24 protein-coding genes are annotated in these 18182 nt (G+C 63.7%); 11 read left to right on the forward strand and 13 right to left on the reverse strand.

Features of this window, described 5'->3' with window-relative positions:
* Positions 1–24 precede the first annotated feature (24 nt).
* Together ACIPUD_RS13830 and ACIPUD_RS13835 are read left to right on the forward strand one after the other, a co-directional pair.
* A complete protein-coding gene (locus ACIPUD_RS13830; RefSeq protein WP_446480841.1) occupies positions 25–1170 on the forward strand; it encodes a GNAT family N-acetyltransferase in 1146 nt (381 codons plus the stop codon).
* A gap of 116 nt (positions 1171–1286) precedes the next feature.
* Entirely contained in the window at positions 1287–2129 is an 843-nt protein-coding gene (locus ACIPUD_RS13835) for a protein-L-isoaspartate O-methyltransferase family protein (protein WP_446480842.1), read from the forward strand.
* Between the two features lie 3 nt (positions 2130–2132).
* Here ACIPUD_RS13835 and ACIPUD_RS13840 read toward each other — a convergent pair whose 3' ends face one another.
* The 4 genes from ACIPUD_RS13840 to ACIPUD_RS13855 all read right to left on the reverse strand — a co-directional run bounded on the left by ACIPUD_RS13840 (position 2133) and on the right by ACIPUD_RS13855 (position 4614).
* A complete protein-coding gene (locus ACIPUD_RS13840) occupies positions 2133–2360 on the reverse strand; it encodes a hypothetical protein (protein WP_157642889.1) in 228 nt (75 codons plus the stop codon).
* Positions 2361–2391: 31 nt separating this feature from the next.
* Positions 2392–2991 carry an NAD(P)H:quinone oxidoreductase gene (wrbA, locus tag ACIPUD_RS13845; protein ID WP_027520460.1) on the reverse strand — a complete coding sequence of 200 codons (600 nt, stop codon included), beginning with the start codon at positions 2989–2991 and terminating at the stop codon, positions 2392–2394.
* A 135-nt stretch (positions 2992–3126) separates the two neighbouring features.
* On the reverse strand, positions 3127–3825 hold the full coding sequence (locus ACIPUD_RS13850; protein ID WP_018453407.1) for a pirin family protein: 699 nt from the start codon (positions 3823–3825) through the stop codon (positions 3127–3129).
* Positions 3826–3861: 36 nt separating this feature from the next.
* Positions 3862–4614 (reverse strand): SDR family NAD(P)-dependent oxidoreductase, encoded by a 753-nt coding sequence (locus ACIPUD_RS13855; protein WP_018453408.1) that lies wholly within the window; start codon positions 4612–4614, stop codon positions 3862–3864.
* 117 nt (positions 4615–4731) lie between these two features.
* Here ACIPUD_RS13855 and ACIPUD_RS13860 point away from each other — a divergent pair, with 117 nt between their 5' ends.
* Positions 4732–5667, forward strand: coding sequence for a LysR family transcriptional regulator (locus ACIPUD_RS13860; protein WP_446480843.1), 936 nt, complete (start codon positions 4732–4734; stop codon positions 5665–5667).
* 114 nt (positions 5668–5781) lie between these two features.
* Here the strand turns inward: ACIPUD_RS13860 and ACIPUD_RS13865 are convergent, their stop codons facing one another.
* A complete protein-coding gene (locus ACIPUD_RS13865) occupies positions 5782–6039 on the reverse strand; it encodes a hypothetical protein (protein ID WP_377829058.1) in 258 nt (85 codons plus the stop codon).
* A gap of 154 nt (positions 6040–6193) precedes the next feature.
* Here ACIPUD_RS13865 and ACIPUD_RS13870 point away from each other — a divergent pair, with 154 nt between their 5' ends.
* Together ACIPUD_RS13870 and ACIPUD_RS13875 are read left to right on the forward strand one after the other, a co-directional pair.
* The gene (locus tag ACIPUD_RS13870; protein ID WP_018453411.1) at positions 6194–7177 is read left to right on the forward strand and encodes a tripartite tricarboxylate transporter substrate binding protein; all 984 of its coding nucleotides are present in this window, start codon (positions 6194–6196) and stop codon (positions 7175–7177) included.
* Between the two features lie 95 nt (positions 7178–7272).
* Positions 7273–7629 (forward strand): hypothetical protein, encoded by a 357-nt coding sequence (locus tag ACIPUD_RS13875; protein WP_018453412.1) that lies wholly within the window; start codon positions 7273–7275, stop codon positions 7627–7629.
* Positions 7630–7697: 68 nt separating this feature from the next.
* Here the strand turns inward: ACIPUD_RS13875 and ACIPUD_RS13880 are convergent, their stop codons facing one another.
* From ACIPUD_RS13880 to ACIPUD_RS13895, 4 genes are all read right to left on the reverse strand, one after another.
* Positions 7698–8537, reverse strand: a complete 840-nt coding sequence (locus ACIPUD_RS13880) for an adenylate/guanylate cyclase domain-containing protein (RefSeq protein WP_446480866.1) — start codon at positions 8535–8537, stop codon at positions 7698–7700.
* Between the two features lie 55 nt (positions 8538–8592).
* Positions 8593–9060 (reverse strand): YbaK/EbsC family protein, encoded by a 468-nt coding sequence (locus ACIPUD_RS13885; RefSeq protein ID WP_018453414.1) that lies wholly within the window; start codon positions 9058–9060, stop codon positions 8593–8595.
* Between the two features lie 21 nt (positions 9061–9081).
* Positions 9082–9831, reverse strand: coding sequence for a haloacid dehalogenase type II (locus tag ACIPUD_RS13890; protein WP_446480844.1), 750 nt, complete (start codon positions 9829–9831; stop codon positions 9082–9084).
* A gap of 92 nt (positions 9832–9923) precedes the next feature.
* Entirely contained in the window at positions 9924–10934 is a 1011-nt protein-coding gene (locus ACIPUD_RS13895) for a zinc-dependent alcohol dehydrogenase family protein (protein WP_026232526.1), read from the reverse strand.
* A gap of 84 nt (positions 10935–11018) precedes the next feature.
* Between ACIPUD_RS13895 and ACIPUD_RS13900 the strand changes: the two genes are divergently transcribed.
* Positions 11019–11366 (forward strand): MerR family transcriptional regulator, encoded by a 348-nt coding sequence (locus ACIPUD_RS13900; RefSeq protein ID WP_204512408.1) that lies wholly within the window; start codon positions 11019–11021, stop codon positions 11364–11366.
* 112 nt (positions 11367–11478) lie between these two features.
* Here ACIPUD_RS13900 and ACIPUD_RS13905 read toward each other — a convergent pair whose 3' ends face one another.
* On the reverse strand, positions 11479–12363 hold the full coding sequence (locus ACIPUD_RS13905; protein WP_204512407.1) for an amidohydrolase family protein: 885 nt from the start codon (positions 12361–12363) through the stop codon (positions 11479–11481).
* A 323-nt stretch (positions 12364–12686) separates the two neighbouring features.
* Between ACIPUD_RS13905 and ykgO the strand changes: the two genes are divergently transcribed.
* The 3 genes from ykgO (at position 12687) to ACIPUD_RS13920 (ending at position 13953) form a co-directional block, all read left to right on the forward strand.
* Positions 12687–12812: a type B 50S ribosomal protein L36 gene (gene ykgO, locus ACIPUD_RS13910; RefSeq protein ID WP_006611362.1), complete on the forward strand. Its 126-nt coding sequence runs from the start codon at positions 12687–12689 to the stop codon at positions 12810–12812.
* A 117-nt stretch (positions 12813–12929) separates the two neighbouring features.
* Positions 12930–13568 (forward strand): tetratricopeptide repeat protein, encoded by a 639-nt coding sequence (locus tag ACIPUD_RS13915; RefSeq protein WP_026232527.1) that lies wholly within the window; start codon positions 12930–12932, stop codon positions 13566–13568.
* Between the two features lie 124 nt (positions 13569–13692).
* Positions 13693–13953: a hypothetical protein gene (locus ACIPUD_RS13920; RefSeq protein ID WP_007596971.1), complete on the forward strand. Its 261-nt coding sequence runs from the start codon at positions 13693–13695 to the stop codon at positions 13951–13953.
* Positions 13954–13965: 12 nt separating this feature from the next.
* Here the strand turns inward: ACIPUD_RS13920 and ACIPUD_RS13925 are convergent, their stop codons facing one another.
* The gene (locus tag ACIPUD_RS13925) at positions 13966–14148 is read right to left on the reverse strand and encodes a hypothetical protein (RefSeq protein WP_007596968.1); all 183 of its coding nucleotides are present in this window, start codon (positions 14146–14148) and stop codon (positions 13966–13968) included.
* 325 nt (positions 14149–14473) lie between these two features.
* Between ACIPUD_RS13925 and ACIPUD_RS13930 the strand changes: the two genes are divergently transcribed.
* Positions 14474–15430: an alpha/beta fold hydrolase gene (locus ACIPUD_RS13930; RefSeq protein ID WP_018453421.1), complete on the forward strand. Its 957-nt coding sequence runs from the start codon at positions 14474–14476 to the stop codon at positions 15428–15430.
* A 108-nt stretch (positions 15431–15538) separates the two neighbouring features.
* Here ACIPUD_RS13930 and cycA read toward each other — a convergent pair whose 3' ends face one another.
* Positions 15539–15934 (reverse strand): cytochrome c-550 CycA, encoded by a 396-nt coding sequence (gene cycA / locus ACIPUD_RS13935; RefSeq protein WP_018453422.1) that lies wholly within the window; start codon positions 15932–15934, stop codon positions 15539–15541.
* A 273-nt stretch (positions 15935–16207) separates the two neighbouring features.
* Between cycA and ACIPUD_RS13940 the strand changes: the two genes are divergently transcribed.
* Complete coding sequence (locus tag ACIPUD_RS13940) at positions 16208–17701, forward strand: FAD-linked oxidase C-terminal domain-containing protein (protein ID WP_204512406.1); 1494 nt, start codon at positions 16208–16210, stop codon at positions 17699–17701.
* A gap of 53 nt (positions 17702–17754) precedes the next feature.
* On the opposite strand, the gene ACIPUD_RS13945 is transcribed toward ACIPUD_RS13940, so the two are convergent.
* Positions 17755–18090, reverse strand: coding sequence for a putative quinol monooxygenase (locus tag ACIPUD_RS13945; RefSeq protein ID WP_026232528.1), 336 nt, complete (start codon positions 18088–18090; stop codon positions 17755–17757).
* Between the last annotated feature and the right edge of the window lie 92 nt (positions 18091–18182).

The following is an 18182-nucleotide window of genomic DNA, read 5'->3' on the forward strand; positions in this document are numbered from 1 at the left end:
CACCAGTAATCGTATGTCCCGCGGATGACGATCCTCAGCGTCGAGCAACCAGATGGTCTTGTGTCCAGCACGTCGGGAATCGCGGTCGATTTCGTGCGTGAGTGGCCGCTGGCCGCATCGCGCCTGAACGCAGGCCATCGCACTGCATTCCAGCATGGCTACTGGCTCGGCGCCTGGTACGAGGCGTTCCACAATCTCTCGCCGCTGATTGCATTGATCTCCGATGCCACGACCGGCAGGGACATCGCAATGGTGCCGATGATCAGCCACCTCAGGCGCGGCATCCGCATCGTCGAATTCGCCGATTTCGGCGTCTGCGACAACAACGCGCCGATCCTTGCGCTTGATGCCGCATTGGACGCGGCGGCGATGGATGCGATCGGCAAGGCGCTGATCGGCGCATTGCGCGCATTGCCGGACCGCTTCGATCTGCTGCGCCTGAAGAAGATGCCGGCCCGGATCGGCGGAAGCCCGAACCCGCTGGTGTCGCTCGGCCGGATCGGATCCTGCTCGCTCAACGGCAACCTCGTGCTGACCGGCGACGACTATGAAGATTACCAGGCCTCGATCAAGCGCATGCAGATGCCACGCTGCTGGCGCGTCTTCAACCGTCACGCCGGCGCGCGATTCGAGATCGCCACCGATGTCGCGCGTGCGCGCGAGCTGCTGGACGTGATGGATGCCCAGCAGCAGGCGCGCATGCGAAAGCTCGGCTCGCGCTTCGTCCTCAACGACGAAACCCATGCGCAATTTTATCGCGAGGTCGCGCGTCGGGGCGTCGCGAACGGTTATACCGTCATCTCGGCGCTGGTTTGCGACGAGGCCATTGTCGCCACCGCGCTCGGCGTCAGGTTCGGTGAGACCTATTTCCTGCTGCGCATCAGCCACACCGGCGATTCCTGGTCGAACTGCTCGCCGGGGCTGCTCGTGACCGAGCGCACTATGGCGGCGCTGCATGCGGAAGGCGTGCGCCGTTTCGACCTCAGCATCGGCAACCAGGAATACAAGCGCCGCTTCGGCGCCGAGCCGGTGCCGCTGACGGATGTCAGCGCCGCGCTGTCCTGGCGCGGCATGCCCTTCGCGTGGCGCGACCACGCCGCGCAGGGCCTGCGTCGTCACCCCAGGCTTGCCGCCTTTGCGGCGCAGGCGATGGGCAAGAGGACGCGCTGACGCGCCGCCCTGGATTGTAGGGTCACTCGATTATCGCAATCGTTGTGTTATCGCCGCCTGTTTCCCGGAGGCGACATGAAGATCGTTCGGCAAAATATCGCGCATTCTATGCACAGTTGATCAGCGCCGCGGCGAGGGCCGCGGACCCCCGTATCGAAGAAGCGTTTCGCACCGTCAGGCGCGAGACGTTCGCCGGACCCGGGCCGTGGTCGATCTCGGTTGGCGGCCACCCCTATGTTGTCACACCCGATGATGATCCCGCTTTCCTCTATCAGAACACGCTGCTCGCGCTCGACAGCGCGCGGGGTCTCAATATCGGGATGCCCGGCGCGCACGCCTATTGGCTCAGCGGTTGCGCGGTGAAGGAAGGCGAGACTGTGATCCAGATCGGCGCGGGGAGCGGCTATTACACCGCAATCCTCGCGCATCTCGTCGGCCCCGGCGGCCGCGTCCATGCCTACGAGATCGACGAACGTCTGGCAGGCCTCGCGCGCGAGAATCTGAAGGACATCGCCCATACGGACGTGCGGGATCGATCGGGCATCGCGTCCGATCTTCCCAAAGCCGACGTGATCTATGTCTGCGCGGGTGCGGCGCAGCCGGCCACCGAATGGCTCGATGCCTTGCTGCCCGGTGGGCGGCTGGTGTTTCCACTCGCGCCCGAAGGCATGATCGGCGGCATGTTGATGATCACGCGCCCCGACGAGGGGGCGGTCTGGCCCGCCAAATTCCTCGGGCGTGCCCAATTCATCGGCTGCGCGGGATTGCAGAACGCGGATGCCGCCCGGCGACTGGCCGAGGCGTTCGCAAGGGGGTGGGAGGGCGTGCAGTCGTTGCGGAGAGAGGGCGCTCCCGACGAGACCTGCTGGTTCGCCGGTGAGGGCTGGTGGCTGTCGACAGCGCCGGCGCCTGTCGCGACTGCGCCCATTAAGCCCAACGCGGACATCACGCAGGCCTAGTGGCTAGAGCATCATGACTTCGCGCAGCCGGCACAGTGAAAGCGGCCGCGTGAGGCCTTGAACAGGCTCCGGCAATACCAGCGCCGCGCCAGCGCCTGAGCGGGCCTGCGGATCATCTGCGCGATCAACAAGAGTTCGAAAGCCATTCGTATCGCTTTTGGTGAAATATCCTGGCCACAGAGATGGGGCGGCATCTCCAGAAGAGAATGCCGCCCAGATCGCACCTGCCATGCAGTGGTTCGGACGTAAAGCTTAACCGCGCTCAGCCGTGCAGCTTCCTGGCTGTCTCCGCGATCTGGCGGCCCTGATAGCGTGCGCCGGCGAGCTCGTTGGCGCTGGGCTGCCGGCTGCCGTCGCCGCCGGTGATCGTGGTGGCGCCGTAAGGTGCGCCGCCGGTGACCTCGTCGAGCTTCATCTGGCCGGCAAAGCCGTAGTTCAGGCCGACCACGACCATGCCGAAATGCAACAGGTTGGTGATGATCGAGAACAGCGTCGTCTCCTGGCCGCCATGCTGGGTCGCGGTCGCCGTGAAGGCGCCGCCGACCTTGCCGTGCAGCGCGCCCTTGGCCCAGAGACCGCCGGCCTGGTCGAGGAAGTTCGCCATCTGCGAGGCCATGCGGCCGAAGCGGGTGCCGGTGCCGACGATGATCGCGTCGTAGTTTGCGAGATCCTCGATCGTCGCGACGGGGGCGGCCTGGTCGAGCTTGTAATAGGACGCCTTGGCGACCTCGGCCGGCACCAGCTCGGGTACGCGCTTGATGTCGACGGTGGCACCGGCTTCGCGCGCGCCTTCGGCAACGGCATTGGCCATCGCTTCGATGTGGCCATAGGCGGAATAATACAGGACGAGAACTTTGGTCATGATGTCTCCGATGGGATTGAGTGAGTGCTTTTTTTGGGTCGTCATGCCCGGGCTCGTCCCGGGCATCCACGTTCTTGTTCGCTCGTCGCGGGGCGTGGATGGCCGGGACAAGCCCGGCCATGACAGAGAGAGCCGTTACGCCGCGTCGACGAGCACGATCTCGGAATCTTCCAGTGCCGTGATCTTCAGCCTGTCCTCGTCGCGGATCGCGGCGCCGTCGCGGGCGTTGACGCGCACGCCGTTAATTTGGACTGACCCCGCCGCGGGCACCAGATAAAGGTGCCGCGACTTGTGCGGCACGTACTCGGCGCTCTCACCGGCCTTCAGCGTGGTGGCGAGCACCCGCGCATCGGCGCGGATCGGCAGCGCGTCCGTGTCATGCTCGAAGCCGCTCGCGATGGTGACGAGCTTGCCCGAGCGGTCTCCTTTCGGAAACGGCTTCGAGCCCCAGGTCGGCTGCCCGCCGCGCGCGGTCGGCTCGATCCAGATCTGGAAGATGCGTGTCTTGGTCGACTCGAGATTGTACTCGGAGTGGCGGATGCCGCTGCCGGCGCTCATCACCTGCACGTCGCCCGCTTCGGTGCGGCCTTCGTTGCCGAGGCTGTCCTGATGGGTGATCGCGCCCTCGCGCACATAGGTGATGATTTCCATGTTGGCGTGGGGATGGGCGGGAAAGCCGGTGTTCGGCGCGATCTCGTCGTCGTTCCACACCCGCAAGGCGCCGTGACCCATGTTGTCGGGGTCATAGTGGCTTGCGAAGGAGAAATGATGCTTGGCGTTGAGCCAACCGTGATCGGCGCCGCCGAGCTTTGCGAAGGGTCTGAGTTCGATCATCTGCGTAATTCCTTGTTTTGGCGGATGGCGCCTTGATCAGGCGCCAAAACCGCCGTCGACGTTGAGCACCGTGCCGGTGACGAAGGAGGCTTCCGGACTTGCGAGGAACACGACGCCAGCCGCGACTTCCTCGGGGCGGCCGAAGCGCTGCAACGCGTGCTGCTTGCGCTGGGTCTCGGCGAACTCGCCGCCGTCCTTCGGGTTCATGTCAGTGTCGATCGAGCCGGGCTGCACCACATTCACGGTGATGCCGCGTGGGCCGAGGTCGCGCGCTGCGCCCTTGGTGTAGCCGACCACGGCGGCCTTGGTGGCGACGTAGTCCGCAAGACCCGGGAACGAGGCGCGATCGGCGAGCATCGAGCCGACGGTGACGATGCGGCCGCCTTCGCCCATCAATTGCGAAGCGGCGCGGATCGCAGCGATCACGCCATGCACGTTGATGGCATCCTGGCGGGCGAGCGCTTCGGTGTCGGCATTGGCGTCATCGATCGCACCGCCGCTCGCGACGCCGGCATTGTTGACGAGGATGTCGAGATGGCCGAACTCCTTCGCGACGTCGTTGACGAGCTGCGTCACGTCCTTGGCCGAGGCCTGGTCCGCCTTGAAGGCGCGGGCATTGACGCCTCGGGCCTTCAACTCGGTGACGACCGCTTCCGCCTTTTCGGGAGAGGCAACGTAGCTGATCGCGACATCCGCGCCTTCATCGGCGAGGGCGCGGGCAGAGGCCGCGCCGATACCGCGCGAGCCACCAGTGACGAGGGCAACCTTGCCTGAGAGCTTCTTGGTCATTGGATTTCTCCATTCCTGAATTTCTGATGACCCTTGGATAAGCCCCTGTTTGTGGTATAGAAATAGAAACTGTCGAAACACATTGTTTCCTTAAACATCCCAATTGGATCCGCTTTCATGGCCAAACTCCCCGATTTCGAGGCGCTCGCGATTTTCGCAAAAGTCGTGGAATTACGGTCGTTTGCGGGGGCCGCTGGTGAGCTCGCGATGTCCAAGGCGACGGTGTCCAAGGCGGTCACGCGCCTCGAAGAGCGGCTCGGCGCCCGGCTGTTCAACCGCACCTCACGCCGGCTCGCGCTGACCGATGCCGGGCATAAGCTCGCCGAGCGTGCGACGCGCCTGCTGTCCGACGGCGAGGCGGCGGAGAACGAGGCGCTGGCGCAATCGGTCGCACCGCGCGGCCTCGTGCGGCTCGCCGTGCCCATGACATTCGGGATCAAGGCGGTGGCGCCGCTGCTGCCGGAGTTCTTCGAGGCGTATCCGGAGGTCTCGGTCGATCTGCACTTGAGCGATGCGACCATCGATTTGATTGGCGAGGGCTTTGACATGGCGGTGCGGATCGCGCGGCTGCCGGATTCCTCGCTGATCGCCCGCCGGCTCTTCACCATGCCGCGTTTCACGGTGGCCGCGCCGTCATATCTCGAGCAACACGGGCGGCCGACGCATCCGATGCATCTGGCCGAGCACAAATGCTTCAGCTACGCCTATCTCTCCACGCCCAACGTCTGGCACTACACCAACTCGGCCGGCGAGCAGGCCAGCGTACGTCCGGGCGGACAGCTCCGCGTCAACAACGGCGAAGCGGTGATGCCGGCGCTGATCGCCGGCCTCGGCATCGCCGACCTTCCGGAATTCATCGTCGGTGACGCCATCTCCTCCGGCGAGGTCGAAGTGATCCTGAAGGACTGGAAGCAGGTCGAAGGCGCCGTGCATCTGGTGACGCCACCTGGCGGCCCGCGCCCCGCGCGCGTCGAGGCGCTCGGTGATTTTCTCGCGGCGAAGCTGCCGGGGACGTGCAAGCGGCGAGTGCGCGGAAAGGCAAAGCAGTCTTAGAGCGAGCGGCTTCATCGACCTCCGTCATTGCGAGGAGTGAAGCGACGAAGCAATCCAGAATGTCCCGCGGAGGTATTCTGGATTGCTTCGCTGCGCTCGCAATGAGGGGTTGGACTAAGACACCTTCTCACCATTACGCACCACAATTCGCAAGCTCGGCTTCAACGTCTCCTCCAGTTGCGACTTCAAATCATGAACACGCGGATCGCGCGAACGCTTCGCGCAGACCGCGTATTGGTGCACGGATTGCGCCAAGGCGCGTCGCGCTTCCGGCGTTCGCGTCATGTCCGGCTTTGAAAGCCGCAAGACGATGGCGGCGAGATTCACCAGCATCTCGTCCAGCGCCACGTCAATGGTCTGAAGTCTATTCATCGCTCCACTCCCTGGGAGGCAACGGTGAGCCCAGGGGGGCGTTCCTGACCGGGCGGAACATGGATAATGCTTCGTTAATCCCGCCGCGCGGCTTGTTCTTGCGGACGGTCACGCTAGGCTGGCAGCGAAATAAGAAAACAGGGGGAAATCTGCCATGGATCGACGCGATGTCCTGCGCGCGGCTGCCGCATTGCCGTTGTTGCCTGTGTTGTCGAGCGCGGCTTTCGCGCAAGCCTATCCCTCTCGCAACGTCACCATGATCGTGCCGTTTCCGGCCGGCGGCCAGGCGGATCTTGCGGCGCGCCCCGTCGCACAGGCGCTGGAGCGAATCCTCGGCAAGGCGGTCATCGTCGACAACCGCGCCGGCGGTGGCGGTGGATCCGTCGGCAATGCCGCGGCGGCGCGCGCCGAGCCCGACGGCTACACGCTGCTGATGACGCTGTCCTCGCTCGCGGTGCTGCCCGAGGCCGACCGGCTGTTCGACCGTCCGGTCGCCTACGAGCTCTCGCAGTTCATGCCGATCGCGCGGGTGCTGGCCGATCCCACGCTGCTCGCGGTGCCCGCCTCGGCGCCATGGAAGACCGCGCAGGATTTCGTCGAGGATGCCAGGAAGCGTCCCGGCCAGATCACCTACGGCTCATCGGGGCCTTACGGCACGCTGCACGTGGCGATGGAGATGTTTGCGAGCAGCGCCGACATCAAGCTGCTGCATGTGCCGTTTCGCGGCGCCGGACCGGCGCTCACCGCGCTGCTCAGCGGCACCGTGCAGGCGATCGCCGCCGCACCGGGAACGCTGAAGCCGCAAGTGGAGGACGGCAAGCTGCGCGTGCTCGGCAATTGCGGCGCCAAGCGCGTCGCAAGCTTCCCCGATGTGCCGACCTTCCAGGAGCTCGGTTACAAGGACGTCGAGATGTACATCTGGGCCGGACTCTTTGCACAGAGTGCTCTTCCCGCGCCGATCGCGACTCGCCTGCGCGAGGCGATGGCGCAGGTGATGACGAGCCCCGACGTGCTCAAGGCCTTCGAAACGTCGGGCAGTCTCGTTGCCTATCAGGACGCGCCGGCGTTTGCCGAGTTCGTGGCGGTCGACAGCGCGCGGCTGATTGCTGCGGTGAAGAAGATCGGCAAGGTCGAATAGGTTCCTGGCCCATTTTCACAATTTTTTGTTGGTCCAGAACCTCTCCGCGTCTCATTGATTGAACAGAATTCGAGAGACTCGCGAAGGAATCGGACATGCGAACAGAGCGGATCGCGCTGGGTGTGGCGCTTGCAATCGGCGGCATCGTCGCGCAAGGCGCTGCATCCGCTGAAGAGTATCGCGGAACCATGGAGCAGCAGATGGCCTGCACGCCGGATGTGTGGCGGCTGTGCAGCGATCAGATCCCTGATGTGAGCCGCATTACGGCCTGCTTGCGGCAGAATACGCCCCAGCTCTCCAGCGGCTGTCGCGCGGTGTTCCAGTCCAACAACCAGATGCCGCCGCAGCAGCAGGTTCCGGGCAATCGCGCCGCGCCGGCGCCGCGATACAACAATGTGCCGCCACCACCTCCGCAGGCGCAGCCGCGGCCTTATGACGATAGCGACGAGTAGTGCTGCCCAAGCATGATCGGGGCGCGCGCGCGCAGCAGTGGGCGCGAAGCGCGGTTGTGCCGCCTCGTTCAGCGCTCGCCCTTGCCGTCCGACTCAGGTCGATCCCGGAGCGCCGTCCGCATGATGGCGCCGAAGAGCAAAGCTGCCACCGGCCAATGGAACCAGATCTTGTGCATGCCGGTGAAAATATTGATCAGAATCAGAAAGGCCGACACCGTGAGGGCCGCCGCAACCGGGCGGGGCAGCTTCGCCAGTCCGTCTGAAACGAAGCCCATCCAATTGGATGACTCGGATCTGTCGCGGTGCGCGGCGTCAGTTTGCGAGCCCGCACTTGCGGTCTGAGATGTCAGGCGTTCGCCAGGCGGAAAGCTCCGTGCTTGAGCGGCTTGGCCGCTCATGGTCACACGATAGCTGGTCACGGGAGCAATGTTTTTCATTGGACGCTGGCCGAGGCAGTCGAAGCCAACAGATAATTTGTTGTGCACCTGATCATAGGCGGAGCTGGAGATCACGATACCACCGGGTTCGGCAAGTTCTTGCAGACGCGCCGCGATATTGACCCCGTCTCCATAGAGGTCGGAACCATCCACCATCACATCGCCGAGATTGATGCCGATGCGAAACCGCATCGGGGGAGGTGGGCTCGAATCCTGGTTGGAAATTTCCTGCTGAATCTCGACCGCACACTGCACGGCTTCCACGACGCTGGCGAATTCGGCGATGACGGCATCGCCCCAGGTATTCACGATCCGGCCGTCATGGCGCTCCACCAATCGCGCGATGGCCGTGCGATAGCGGCGGAGTGTCTCCAGCGTTCCCGCCTCGTCTGCTTCCATGAGACGAGAATAGCCGTGCACATCAGCGCATAGCACGGTGGTCAGCCGCCGTTTGACCTTATCATCGGGCATGGTCCGTACATTAGCGTCCCTGACCGGCAAATGCATCAGGCATCCCCCAGCTGCCTTACGGCCTGACTTCGCAGACATCGACCCATTCAGCCCGGGTCAGCTCCGCCATCCGCTCCGGCGTGATGCGCACGGCGCTGTGGGTCGAGCCGGCGGCCGGCACCACCACGTCGAACGCTTTCAGCGAGACGTCGCAATAGACCGGCAGCGGCGCCTTTAATCCGAACGGGCAGACGCCGCCGACCTCGTGGCCGGTGATCTCGGCGACCTCTTCCAGTCCCAGCATTTTCGGCTTGCCGCCGAACGCCGCCTTCACCTTCTTGTTGTCCATGCGCGAAGTGCCGGCCGCGACGATCAGGATCACGCGCTCGCCGATCCGCAACGACAGCGTCTTGGCAATCCGTCCGGGCTCGACGCCATAAGCCTCGGCGGCCAGCGGCACTGTCGCGGAGCTGATCGGGGATTCGATAACTGATATGTCGGGGGCTTTCTCGGCGAAGAAGGCGCGAACGGATTCCAGGCTCATTCAGGTCGGCTCATTCCAGACTTACCGTTGGGCGGCGATGCCTAAGCAACTTGGCAGTTCCGAGAGCGCCCGGACGCGATGATCCGGCGCAAAGCCGAGCTCGTCCATCTGGGTGCGGATCGCCTTAAACATCGTCAGCGGTGCCACGAGTTCGTTCTCGACGCAAGCCAGCGCCATCGCTTCCGGCGTCACCCGTTCGATCCAGGCAACGTTCAGTCCGAATGCTTTCGCGCCCGCGACATCCCAGGGATTGGAGGAGACGAACAGCACCTCGTCAGGCGCGGTGCCGAGCACCTCGCCGATCAGCTCATAGGCCTCCGGGCTCGGCTTGAAGATCTTCTTCTCGTCGACGCTGATCGTGGCGTCGAGCAGGGCGTCGAGGCCGGAGTTGCGCACGAGCGCATTCAGCATGTCCGGACTGCCGTTGGAGAGGATGGCGAGCTTTCGCGGTTTCAGAGCCGTGAGCGCCGCCGTCGCATCCGGATAGAGATCGAGACGAAGGTACTTCTCGACGACGCGCTCGAATGCCTCATTCTCGTAAGCGAGCCCGAGCACGCGCAGCGTATAGGCAAGCGAGTCGCGCGTGATGGCTGCAAAGTCCTGGTAGCGCCGCATCAGCGAGCGCAACCAGGTGTATTCGAGCTGCTTGATTCGCCAGATCTGCGTGATGATCTCACCGTAGCCCGGAAACGCATCCTCGGTGGTCTCGGCGACCGACTGGATATCGTAAAGCGTTCCGTAGGCATCGAAGACAACGGCTTTGAGACTCAATTGACCTGTCCTCCGGGATCGTTGCGGTCCACGGACTATACAAGGCGCCGCGGTATCGATCCAACACGGAAACGCGAACTGAGCCCTCGCTTTTAAAGCCTGATCACGATCTTGCCGAAGTGTGAGCCGGTCCGCAGGTGCGCATACGCTTCGGGAACGTCGTCGAAGTCGTAGACCCGATCCACGATCGGGTGGATCGCGTGTTCGGTCAGGAAGCGATTCATCGCGGCAAAGTGTTCGACCGATCCGACGGTGACACCAATGATGTCGGCATTCTCCCACTGCAGGCGCGCGAGGTCGGGCTTGGGACCGAACCCCGTCAAGACACCGATCTGGACGATCTTGCCACCCGAAGCGACCGATCGCAGCGATCGGTCATAAGTGCCGGGACCGCCGAGTTCGAGGATGTGACTGGCACCTGCGCCATTCGTCGCCTTCATGAGGACGACATCCCAGTCAGGGGTGTCGCGGTAGTTGATGAGGATCGAGCCGCCCAGCGCCTTGGCGCGGGCGAGTTTTTCATCCGAGGAGGATATCACGATCGCACGCGCCCCCAGCGCCGCTGCGAATTGAAGCCCGAACAGCGCGACGCCGCCTGTTCCCTGGACCAATAGCGTGTCGCCTTTGTGCATCCCGCCGCGTGCGATGAGGCCATGGAAAGCCGTGACGCCGGCACAGGGCAGGGTCGCTGCCTCCACCGCGGACAGATGGGCCGGCACTGAGACCAGCGCGGTCGCCGGCAGCACGACATACTCAGCCAGCATTCCGTCCATCGTGTTGCCACCGAGGGATGACGGAATATAGCTGGACTTGAACGGCCCCGAGATCCAATCGCGGAAGAACGACGCAGCGACGCGGTCTCCGAGTCGCCATTGCGCGACGCCGGCGCCGATGGCGTCAACGACACCCGCACCGTCGGAGAGTGGCACGCGGCCGTTGATCTCGCCTTGGCCTGCACGGTCGAGGATCAGGAGGTCGCGGTAATTCAGACTTGCCGCTTCGACCCGAATGCGGACCTCGCCATTGGCGGGTTCGGGTTTGCTGATTTCGGCGCGCGCAAGGCGGCCAGCACCAGCATGGCCATTCAAATGGTAGGCTTTCATCGTTGCTCCCTTCACAAGTGGCATTCACTTGGACGAGCAAAGTCTTTAGGGTCTGACAGTGCTGTCAGGGTCAAGAGGCTTCAGATGAAGATCGGCGAACTCTCCCGGCGGACGGGGGTCAGCGTCCGAATGCTGCGCTACTACGAAGGCGAAGGACTGCTCGCGCCGCTGCGGACGAACTCCGGCTATCGCGACTACGGCCAGGCCGAAGAGGAAACCGTACGGCGCATCAAGATGCTCGGCGGCGCCGGGATGACGCTCGAAACCATCAAGCGGTTGCTCCCTTGCGTGCGGAACAACGATCCGGCTTTCACGCCGTGCAACGAGTTGCGAAAAATACTCACGCAGCAGGTCGGTCTGATCGACGAACGTATCGAGACGCTCAGCCAGAGCCGGACAATCCTGGCCGGCTTCCTCGCAAGCGTGAACTGATCGCATAACATAGCCATCAGATTCACCGCGCCAAAGTCTTCGGCCCTCAGGGCCGGAGCGTGAGGGCTTCGATAGCAGCGTCGAAACCCTCGATGCGCTGATGAGTATGCGCCTAGATCCCCAGCAGCTTTCGCGCGTTGGCCTTGAGCACCTTCGGCCGGACCTCGTCGCGGATCTCGATCTTGGCGAAATCCGACAGCCAGCGGTCGGGCGTGATCACCGGCCAGTCCGAACCGAACAGCATCTTGTCCTGCAGGATCGAGTTGATGTAGCGCACCAGGATCGGCGGGAAATATTTCGGCGACCAGCCCGAGAGGTCGATGTAGACGTTGGGCTTGTGGGTCGCGACCGACAGCGCCTCTTCCTGCCAGGGGAAGGAGGGATGGGCGAGAATGATCTTGAGGTCGGGGAAATCGGCCGCGACGTCGTCCATGTACATCGGGTTGGAATATTTCAGCCGCATGCCCATGCCACCGGGCATGCCCGAGCCGACGCCGGTCTGGCCGGTGTGGAACAGCGCGATCGCGCCGCCATTGTTGATCTCTTCATAGAGCGGATAGGCCATGCGGTCGTTGGCGTAGAAGCCCTGCATGGTTGGGTGGAATTTGAAGCCGCGCACCCCGTATTCCTCGATCAGCTTGCGCGCCTCGCGCACACCGAGCTTGCCCTTGTGCGGGTCGATCGAGACGAAGGGGATGAGAACGTCGAGATGGTCGGAGGCGATCTCCAGCATCTCCTCATTCTTGTAGCGGCGGAAGCCGGTCTCGCGCTCGGCGTCGACGGGGAAGATCACCGCGGCGATGTTCTTGGACCGATAGTAGGCGGCGGTCTCCGGCACGGTCGGCGGATGCTTGTGCGGCGACTTGAAATAGTCCGCCATCTGCGCCTGGAAGTCGTCATAGCCGTCGTCGGGATGGGTGCCGCAGGGCTCCTCGGCGTGGGTGTGGATGTCGATGGCAACGACGTCGTCGATGTTCGGCAGCTTCAGCTTCGGCATGGGTTTCCTCCCGACGGGTTGCCGAATTGATTATATGATATAACGAACTTGGCAAGGCATTGTGGGACAAGGCGTTGTGGGGCGGGCTTCGTCCGAGATGCTGATTGGGCCGATCCGGCCGCTTCTACTTTGCATGGGGTTGTTTTCCTGAATTTGCTGGGTGGGATCGGGCCAGTTAACATTGACATCCGGTCCTCCCATGCCTTAAGAACCGCCCCGTCCCGGGCGGTCGGTCCGCCAGCGGGAAAATCTCATTTTGCCTCATTCGCGCGTGCCGAAACGGTAGTGCCGAACACGGCCTTTCGAACGTTCAGGATTCTGCCATGAAGGTCCGTAACTCGCTGAAATCGCTGCGCGGTCGCCATCGCGCCAACCGCCTGGTCCGCCGCAAGGGCCGGGTCTATGTGATCAACAAGGTGCAGCGCCGCTTCAAGGCTCGCCAGGGCTGATTTGGGCGGCTGATTTCGCCCTGTCTGACGCTCGCGCGCCCGCAAGACCACGGTCTCACACGAGTTTGACGCCGCCCCTGCTTTGCAAGGGCGGCTTTGCGCGTTTAGACTTCGACCATGGCAGTGAGATTCCTCTTCGCGCGCACCCTGTGTCTGGCTCTTGTGCTGGGAGCCGCCGGCCTCGCTCCGGCGCTGGCGCAGGCTGATCCGCCGGCTCCGCCCGGCAAGCAGAAGAAACTTCCGGAAGCGCCGGCCAAGCTGCCCAAGGTCGACCGCACCAAGAATCTCGATTTCCTGTTCGGCGCGCTGAAAGCTGCGCCCGACGAAGCCAGCGCCAAGCATGTCGAGGCGCGGATCTGGGCGATCTGGATCCAGACCCCGAGCGACACCGCGGCGCTTTTGATGGCGCGGGCCAAGACCGCCGTCGACGCAAAGAAGATCGAGGTTGCGATCAAGCTGCTGGATTCGGTCGTCAAGCTCAGGCCCGACTACATCGAGGCCTGGAATCGTCGCGCGACGCTCTACTACATGCAGAACGATTATGGCCGTTCGCTCGCCGACATTCGCGAGGTGTTGATCCGCGAGCCTCGTCATTTCGGCGCGCTCGCAGGCCTCGGCATGATCATGCAGGAGGTCGGCGACGAAAAGCGCGCGCTCGAAGCCTACCGCAAGGCGCTCGCCGTCAATCCGCACCTCGAGAAGATCCCCGACCAGGTCAAGGCGCTGACCGAGAAGGTCGAAGGCCGCGATATTTAGCGGACAAGTCGATCATTGCTCGAGCGAATGCGGCGCAGGGGGACTAACCACGATGACACGCGCCGCGTTACAAGGGGTGTGGCTGGCACCGCCGCAGACCTACCTTCATGGCGGGAGCACAGCCATGAAGCGTTTGATCTTTGCAGGTACGTTGCTGTTGGCGTCGGGCACGGCGAGCCTCGCCGACGGACTGTTCTGGGTGGTCGGCAATCGCGCCACCGGAAAATGCAACATCGTGACCAGCAATCCCGTGATCATCGGCGACGTCTGGTTCGGTGACGGTCCTTACAAATCGAAGGCCGACGCCAAGCTTGCCCGCTCGACCATCCGCGCCTGTCCCGCACCCACGCCTGACGAGGAAAAGGACGAGGACAGCACGAACTAGGTCGACAGCAATCTAGTGCAAAACGCTGCCCTCGCGCTCGGCGAGTCCGCGATCGACCGCTGCGGCGTAGGCCTTTGCAAGCTCCGTCTCGAGGTGCTCGTTGATCAGCAGCAGCGCGCGCACGGCACCGCGCAGGTCACCGTGGCAGCTTGCCACGATCTCGTCGATCGCAGTATCTTTGGATCTCAGGCTCATCGAAATTCTCCGGTTCAAATCAGGATAAATCCTGCCGGTCTTCCCGCATCCCTGAGGGTTGCGAGCACGATCGGCGCCCACCTGCGTCTAAATGGCGGAACCGACCATGGCGATTATAAGGAAGCCGCGATGACGAGTGCATGAAGCTGTTTCGAAGCCTGCGTGCTCCGGGGAGCGGTATTGATTTCATTGCGTTTTTCTCGCTTGAATTATGCACATATCCACAGCCCCGGCATTTCAAGTGGAGCGCGGGGGCTCCCCGGGCGAAACTGCCGGCCGCAAGCCACGTAACTGCCCTGTGCCTTGGGTCGCCCGGATTCCGTCCATGATCGTGATGTCAGTCGTGACCGCGCTGGTTGTGCTGGCGCTGGTCACGCAGGCCGGCGTCCTCGCCGTGCAACGCGCCTTTCCACCGCAGGGCCGGATGATCGAGGTCGAGGGTGCCGTGCTTCACCTCGTCGATATCGGCCCGCGCGATTCGGGCCTGCCGATCGTGATGCTGCACGGCGCGAGCTCCAACCTCGAGGCAATGCGGCGGCCGCTCGGCGATCTCCTCGCCAGGAACCATCGCGTCATCCTGATCGACCGTCCCGGCCACGGCTGGAGCACGCGGGCGCGGCGGCAGGATTCGACGCCGGAGGTCCAGGCGCGAATGATCGATGAGGCGCTAGGCAAGCTCGGGATCGATCGCGCGGTGTTCGTGGTGCATTCCTGGAGCGGCGCGCTCGGCGCGCGGCTGGCGCTCGATCATCCCGGCCGCGTCGCGGGCCTTGTGATGCTCGCGCCCGTCACCCATCCTTGGCGCGGCGGCGTCGGCCGCTACAACGAGATCATCGCAACGCCCGTAATCGGCCCGCTGCTCGCCTACACCATAACCCTCCCGCTGGGCTATTTCCTGAGCGAGTCCGGCGCGCGCAACGTCTTCCTGCCGCAAACGATGCCGGACGGTTTCGTGCAGGACTCCGCGACGCCGTTGCTGCTGCGCCCGCGCGAGTTCATCGCCAATGCCTATGATCTGGTGTCGCTGAAGCAGGCGGTGGCTGCGCAAGCTCCGCGCTACGGCGAGATAACGGCGCCGGTCACGATCATCGCCGGCGAACCCGACAAGACGGTAAAGACCGCCATTCACGCCCGCCCGTTCGCCGCCACCGTGCAGAATGCCAAGCTGATCGTGCTGCCTGATCTCGGCCACATGGTGCAGAACGCGGTGCCCGATCTCGTGAAGACAGAGATCGAGACGATGATCGGGAAAATCGTCCCGGCGCAGGCGACCGCCGATTAGAGCGTTTTCGAGCGAAGTGGATGCCGGTTCGCGTGAAGAAAACGCGTCAAAACGAGAAGCTGGAGCTTCGGTTCAGAACCGAAGCTCCAGCGGCCGCCGTTCGCGCGCTTACTGCTTGATCTTTCCGTCTTTGTCGAACTGCGACACGTAGGCCCAGAGATTGTTGATCTCGGTCTCGTTCTTGATGCCGGCGAACGCCATCTTGGTGCCGGGGATCTTGGCCTTGGGGTCCTTGATGTATTCCTTGAACACGGCCTCGTTCCAGGTGATGCCGGAATTCTTGTTGGCGTCGGAGTAATTGTAGTCCGGCGCGGTGCCGGACTTGCGGCCGTCGAGGCCGTTGAGCTCGGGGCCGACCTTGTTCTTGGCGCCTTCGCCGATCGCGTGACAGGCCAGGCATTTGTTGAACGACGACTTGCCGGCCGCGACGTCCTGCGCCATCGCGGCGGGTGCGGTGGCAATCGCGGTGAGGATGGTCAATGCGCCAAAAATCAGTTTTGTCATCGGGTGCTCTTCGTCTCTTCCCTGGGGGCTGGTCAGTTGCATGCCTGATCGGCAACGGTCGGACCTGCCGGTTTTGGCAGGCCTGCTCGGATTGGACAAGCCGCCAAACCATGGCAGGTTTCACGATTTCCTACTTGTCCCAGAGCGAACTCGCGCAGGATCGTCGATCCGACTTTCGGACGGCCTACCCAAACCACCGCGGACGTGGTTGATTTACCGCGACAAATCGATCATGCGGCCTTGGCCGGAAGGATATGCCATGAAGGAAATGTTATGGCCATCATGATGCCCGCGAGCGACCAGGCCGTGCTCGCGCGCCGCGCCGAGATCGTGGCTGCATTGCGCGCAATCGTGCCGGGCGAAGGCGTGATCGACAGCGCCGCCGAGATGCGGGCCTATGAATCCGATGGGTTGACGGCCTATCGGCAGCCGCCGATGGTCGTTGTGCTGCCCGACACGACCGAGCAGGTTTCGCTGGTCCTGAAATATTGTGCAGGGCAGGGCATCAAGGTGGTGCCCCGCGGCTCCGGCACCTCGCTGTCCGGCGGCGCGCTGCCGCTGGAAGACGGCGTGCTTCTGGGCCTCGGCAAGTTCAAGCGCATCCGCGAGATCGATTTCGACAACCGCGCCGTCGTCACCGAACCCGGCGTCACCAACCTCGCGATCAGCCAGGCCGTCGCCCATGCTGGGTTCTACTACGCGCCGGATCCGTCCTCGCAGATCGCCTGCTCGATCGGCGGCAATGTCGCGGAGAATTCGGGCGGCGTGCACTGCCTGAAATACGGCATGACCACCAACAACGTGCTCGGCTGCGAGATCGTGCTGATGAGCGGCGAGATCCTGCGCATCGGCGGTAAATCGGCGGAGAACTCCGGCTACGATTTGATGGGCGTCATCACCGGCTCGGAAGGCCTGCTCGGCGTCATCACCGAGATCACGGTGCGCATCCTGCAAAAGCCGGAGACGGCGCGCGCGCTGATGGTCGGCTTCGCGCAAGTCGAGGCGGCCGGCGAATGCGTGGCGCGCATCATCGGCGCCGGCATCATTCCCGGCGGCATGGAGATGATGGACAAGCCCGCGATCCACGCCGCGGAGGCCTTCGTCCATGCCGGCTATCCGCTCAATGTCGAGGCCCTCCTTATTATCGAGCTCGACGGTCCCAAGATCGAGGTCGACGAGCTGATCACGCGGGTCGAGACGATTGCGAACGCTTGCGGCTCGACCACCTGCCAGATCTCGACCTCGGAAGCCGAGCGCAATCTGTTCTGGGCCGGCCGGAAAGCCGCCTTCCCCGCCGTCGGCCGCATCTCCCCGGACTATCTCTGCATGGACGGCACCATCCCGCGCGGTGCGCTGCCGAAGGCGCTGGCGCGCATCCGCGAGCTCTCGGAAAAGTACCAGCTCGGTTGCGCCAACGTGTTCCATGCCGGCGACGGCAATCTGCATCCGCTGATCCTCTATGACGCCAACAAGCCCGGCGAGATCGAGCGCGCCGAAGCCTTCGGCGCCGACATCCTGCGCGCCTGCGTCGAGTTCGGCGGCGTGCTCACCGGCGAGCACGGCGTCGGCATCGAGAAGCGCGATCTGATGCCGGAAATGTTCAGCGAGATCGACCTCAACCAGCAGCAGCGTCTGAAATGCGCCTTCGACGCGCAGGGCCTGCTCAATCCCGGAAAGGTGTTTCCGACCCTGCACCGCTGCGCTGAGCTCGGCCGCATGCACGTCCATGCCGGGAAGCTGGCATTCCCGGACATCCCCCGGTTCTAGGCGCTTGCGCCGATGGAAGGGCTTGCGATGCACGCCTCTTTCCTCGGCAATGCCTACAGCAGTCCGTATTGCGCCCGCTCGCGCTTCGCCAGCAGCGGTAGGGCTTCGCCAGCGATCCAGGTCTTGAAATGCGCGCTCTCCTGGTGCGCCTTGAATGCCGCCTCGTCGCGGAACAGTTCGTAGAACAGGAACTGGGCCGGATTGTCCTTTGCGCGCGAGATCAAGAACAGCTTGACGCCGTCCTCGCGCTGGGCCTCCGGCAGGAAGCGGTCGAGGATCGCGGCGATCTTGTCGGCCTCGCCCGGCTTCGCTTCCCATTGCGCGACGACGAGCAGGCCGCCGCCGTCGACGGCGTCGCTGAGCGATTTCTGCGTGGCATAGTGGTTCATGATGTCGTCTCCATCGGTTGGTCTCTCGGTGCAGATTTGTAGCGATCGGCTGTCGGCTTTGGTTCGCCGGTGATCGAAGTGTCGATGTCGTG

This window comes from Bradyrhizobium sp. CAR08 (assembly GCF_052871955.1).

Coding starts and splice junctions, on each gene's coding strand:
- ACIPUD_RS13895 (WP_026232526.1), bottom strand. CDS start 10,934: ATGAAAGCCTACCATTTGAATGGCCATGCTGGTGCTGGCCGCCTTGCG.
- ACIPUD_RS13900 (WP_204512408.1), top strand. CDS start 11,019: ATGAAGATCGGCGAACTCTCCCGGCGGACGGGGGTCAGCGTCCGAATG.
- ACIPUD_RS13855 (WP_018453408.1), bottom strand. CDS start 4,614: ATGACCAAGAAGCTCTCAGGCAAGGTTGCCCTCGTCACTGGTGGCTCG.
- ACIPUD_RS13885 (WP_018453414.1), bottom strand. CDS start 9,060: ATGAGCCTGGAATCCGTTCGCGCCTTCTTCGCCGAGAAAGCCCCCGAC.
- ACIPUD_RS13915 (WP_026232527.1), top strand. CDS start 12,930: ATGGCAGTGAGATTCCTCTTCGCGCGCACCCTGTGTCTGGCTCTTGTG.
- ACIPUD_RS13920 (WP_007596971.1), top strand. CDS start 13,693: ATGAAGCGTTTGATCTTTGCAGGTACGTTGCTGTTGGCGTCGGGCACG.
- ACIPUD_RS13870 (WP_018453411.1), top strand. CDS start 6,194: ATGGATCGACGCGATGTCCTGCGCGCGGCTGCCGCATTGCCGTTGTTG.
- ACIPUD_RS13860 (WP_446480843.1), top strand. CDS start 4,732: ATGGCCAAACTCCCCGATTTCGAGGCGCTCGCGATTTTCGCAAAAGTC.
- ACIPUD_RS13940 (WP_204512406.1), top strand. CDS start 16,208: ATGGCCATCATGATGCCCGCGAGCGACCAGGCCGTGCTCGCGCGCCGC.
- wrbA (WP_027520460.1), bottom strand. CDS start 2,991: ATGACCAAAGTTCTCGTCCTGTATTATTCCGCCTATGGCCACATCGAA.
- ACIPUD_RS13875 (WP_018453412.1), top strand. CDS start 7,273: ATGCGAACAGAGCGGATCGCGCTGGGTGTGGCGCTTGCAATCGGCGGC.
- ACIPUD_RS13930 (WP_018453421.1), top strand. CDS start 14,474: ATGATCGTGATGTCAGTCGTGACCGCGCTGGTTGTGCTGGCGCTGGTC.
- ACIPUD_RS13880 (WP_446480866.1), bottom strand. CDS start 8,537: ATGCCCGATGATAAGGTCAAACGGCGGCTGACCACCGTGCTATGCGCT.
- ACIPUD_RS13945 (WP_026232528.1), bottom strand. CDS start 18,090: ATGAACCACTATGCCACGCAGAAATCGCTCAGCGACGCCGTCGACGGC.
- ACIPUD_RS13925 (WP_007596968.1), bottom strand. CDS start 14,148: ATGAGCCTGAGATCCAAAGATACTGCGATCGACGAGATCGTGGCAAGC.
- ACIPUD_RS13850 (WP_018453407.1), bottom strand. CDS start 3,825: ATGATCGAACTCAGACCCTTCGCAAAGCTCGGCGGCGCCGATCACGGT.
- ACIPUD_RS13865 (WP_377829058.1), bottom strand. CDS start 6,039: ATGAATAGACTTCAGACCATTGACGTGGCGCTGGACGAGATGCTGGTG.
- ACIPUD_RS13905 (WP_204512407.1), bottom strand. CDS start 12,363: ATGCCGAAGCTGAAGCTGCCGAACATCGACGACGTCGTTGCCATCGAC.
- cycA (WP_018453422.1), bottom strand. CDS start 15,934: ATGACAAAACTGATTTTTGGCGCATTGACCATCCTCACCGCGATTGCC.
- ACIPUD_RS13840 (WP_157642889.1), bottom strand. CDS start 2,360: ATGGCAGGTGCGATCTGGGCGGCATTCTCTTCTGGAGATGCCGCCCCA.
- ACIPUD_RS13830 (WP_446480841.1), top strand. CDS start 25: ATGACGATCCTCAGCGTCGAGCAACCAGATGGTCTTGTGTCCAGCACG.
- ykgO (WP_006611362.1), top strand. CDS start 12,687: ATGAAGGTCCGTAACTCGCTGAAATCGCTGCGCGGTCGCCATCGCGCC.